Source organism: Methylobacterium sp. B1, assembly GCF_000333255.1.
Lineage (GTDB): Bacteria > Pseudomonadota > Alphaproteobacteria > Rhizobiales > Beijerinckiaceae > Methylobacterium > Methylobacterium fujisawaense.
In genome coordinates this window covers 1-2,628 of sequence record NZ_BACT01000088.1, presented here as the reverse complement: position 1 = coordinate 2,628, position 2,628 = coordinate 1, and the positions used below count along the sequence as shown (strand labels likewise).

Here is a 2,628-nt window from a genome sequence, read left to right as displayed (position 1 = left end):
GTTGGAGCGGGCGGACGGGCGGACCTCCGCAACCTCGACGAGACCGTGATCGTCGTCGACCTGTCCCGCTCGGTCACGGAGGGCGGCAACCTCCAGGGCGTCCGGCAGGCCGCCGCCGCCGTCGCCGAGGCCGCCGGCACCCGGGCGGTCGCCCTCGTGGTCTACGCGGGCGACGCCTACCTCGCCGCCTCCCCCACCACCGACCGCGACAGCCTCGGCACAACCCTGTTCGCCCTCGATGCCGACACGGTGCCGGACCGCGGCACCCATCCCGAGCGCGGGCTGGCGCTGGCCCGCCGCACCCTGGCGGAGGCCAACGTCGTGGCGGCCGACGTGGTGCTGATCAGCGACGGCGACGGCATCGGCGAGGCCGCCACCCGCGAGGCCCGCGCCATCGCCGAGCACGGCTGGCGGCTCCAGGCGCTGTTCGTCCCCGCCGACAAGCCGCTGCCGCCCGGCGCACCGAAGCCCGACCGGGCCGCCCTCGACGCCCTCGTCCGGGCCGGCGGCGGCACCGTCGCCGACATCGCGACCCCCGGCCCGGTGCTCGACGCGGTCGGCGCCGGGCTCAGTCAGCACCTCGCGGCGGGCGGCTACGGCGTCCTGGCCTATGCGGATCTCGGGCGCTGGCTGCTGCTGCTGGCGGCCCTGCCGGTCCTGGTCCTGTTCCGCAGGAGCGCCTGATGCGGCTCACCCTCCCCGACATGGGCTTCGCCGTCCCGCTCCGCGCCGGCCTGCCGCCGCGCTGGCGCCGCCGCGCCCGGATCGCCGGCCTGGCGCTGGCGGGGATCGGCCTCCTGGCGCTGCTCGCCGTCTCGCAGCCCCGGACCGGCTTCGGGCGCCTGCTGATGGGCCTCGGCCTGCCGGGGCTGGCCGCGGACGTCTTCGTCGATCCGGCCTGGCGCGCCGCCGCGCTCTACGAGGCCGGCCGCTACGCGGACGCGATCGCGCTGTTCCGCACCGGCGGGCGGCGCGCGAGCTACAATCTCGGCAACGCGCTCGCGAAGGCGGGCGACCTCGACGGCGCGCTGGCGGCCTACGACGAGGCCCTGCGCTTCAACCCCCGCGATGCCGACGCCCAGGCCAACCGCTCGCTGATCGCCCGGATGCGGGCCGAGGTGATCGATCGCGGGCCCGGCGGCGGCATCGCCAACGGCACCGCCCAGTACGGCGCCCGCTACAACAACACCGCCAACCAGGACCAGAACAACGACATCAACGCCGCCTCCAGCGGCGAGGGGCTCGCCGGCAACAAGGAATCGAACGCCAGCGCGTCGCTGCCCGGCAACAGCAAGGTGTCCCGCCGGGGCAAGGCCGAGCAGCAATCGATCGACACCGGCAAGGGCCAGGCCCGGGGCTCGGCCGGCGACGCGGCGGGCCGGGGCCGGACCGGGGGCGGTTCCGCCATGGTGGCCGAGGCGCCCGAGCGCGAGGTCCGCCGGGTGACCAAGAGCTTCGAGGCCCACGAGATCCGACCGGACCGGCTCTGGCTCCAGACCCTGCCGGACGATCCCGGCCGCTATCTCAAGCTGCGCCTGCGCGCCGAGCAGACCCGCCGGGTCGAGGCCGGCACCGCGATTCCCGCCGGGAGCAACCCGTGGTGAGTTTTTCTGGGATCTTCGAGAGGCGCGCCCGCGCGCTCCTCCTCCTCGCTCCCCTCCTCGCTCCCCTCCCCGCCCGCGCGGAGATCGAGCCGGGCGACCTCACCCTGACGGTGACCGCCGAACTGAACGGCAACAGCGCGCCTTTCTCCCGCGAGATGGTGCTCTTGAAGATCCACGGGGTCTACAAGCAGCCGATCCTGCTCGAGGAGGTGGTGCAGCCCTCCCTTGCCAACTTCTCCTGGACGCAGCTCGGCCGGGATCACTGGAGCAAGACCAAGCTTCCCGACGGCCAGAGCGCCATCGCGTTCGACCGCACCGTGGCGGTCTTCCCACACCATGCCGGGCAGTTCACCATCGAGCCGTTCACCCACAAGCTCACCGTCAACGATGTCGGCGAGCGGCGGGTGGTCGAGGTGCGCTCGAAGCCGATCCCCTTCCCGGTCGCACAATGGACCGAGCCCAGCGGCGGCCCCGACGCCAAGGAGCCCTGGTGGCTGCCGGCCAAGGACGTGGCGATCACCGATTCCTGGAGCCCGGATCCCGAGACCATCAAGGTCGGCGAGACCACCCGCCGGATCGTCACCCTGGAGGCGCAGGGCATGGTCGCGGAGGGCCTGCCGCCCCGGCCGGTCATGCGCACGCGCGGCATCATCACCTTCGCGGGCCCCGTCACCCGCGAGACCCTGCTGACCCCCTCGGGCCCCGTGGCGCGGGCCACCTACCAGTGGGACGTGAAGCCCGGCGTGCCGGAGATCATCCCCCTCGACGCCATCGCGATCCCGTGGTTCGACACCAACACCCGCACCATGCGCGAGACCGAGATCCCGGCCCGGCAGATCGGCGGCGGCCTGCCCGACCGGGAGACCGACCGGGCGCCCCCCGCGATCCCCTCGCCGCTCGTGGTCGCCGCCTCGGCGCTGGCCGCCTTCGGGCTGGGCTTGGCGCTGATCGGCTTCGGCCTGGGCCGGCCCTCCTTGCGCCTGTCCCGCCCGACCCGGCGCGCGCTGCAGGCGGCGGCCCGTCC

Annotated in this window: 3 protein-coding genes; all 3 read left to right on the top strand. The window is 74.6% G+C overall.

Annotated elements, in window-relative coordinates:
- On the top strand, positions 1-684 hold a 684-nt coding region (locus I53_RS02530), incomplete at its 5' end, for a VWA domain-containing protein (RefSeq protein WP_043346272.1).
- Positions 684-1,604: a tetratricopeptide repeat protein gene (locus tag I53_RS02525; protein ID WP_051044630.1), complete on the top strand. Its 921-nt coding sequence runs from the start codon at positions 684-686 to the stop codon at positions 1,602-1,604. The genes I53_RS02530 and I53_RS02525, both read left to right, overlap by 1 nt.
- A partial coding sequence (locus tag I53_RS02520; protein ID WP_106428168.1) for a BatD family protein occupies positions 1,598-2,628 on the top strand: 1,031 nt, incomplete at its 3' end. The genes I53_RS02525 and I53_RS02520, both read left to right, overlap by 7 nt.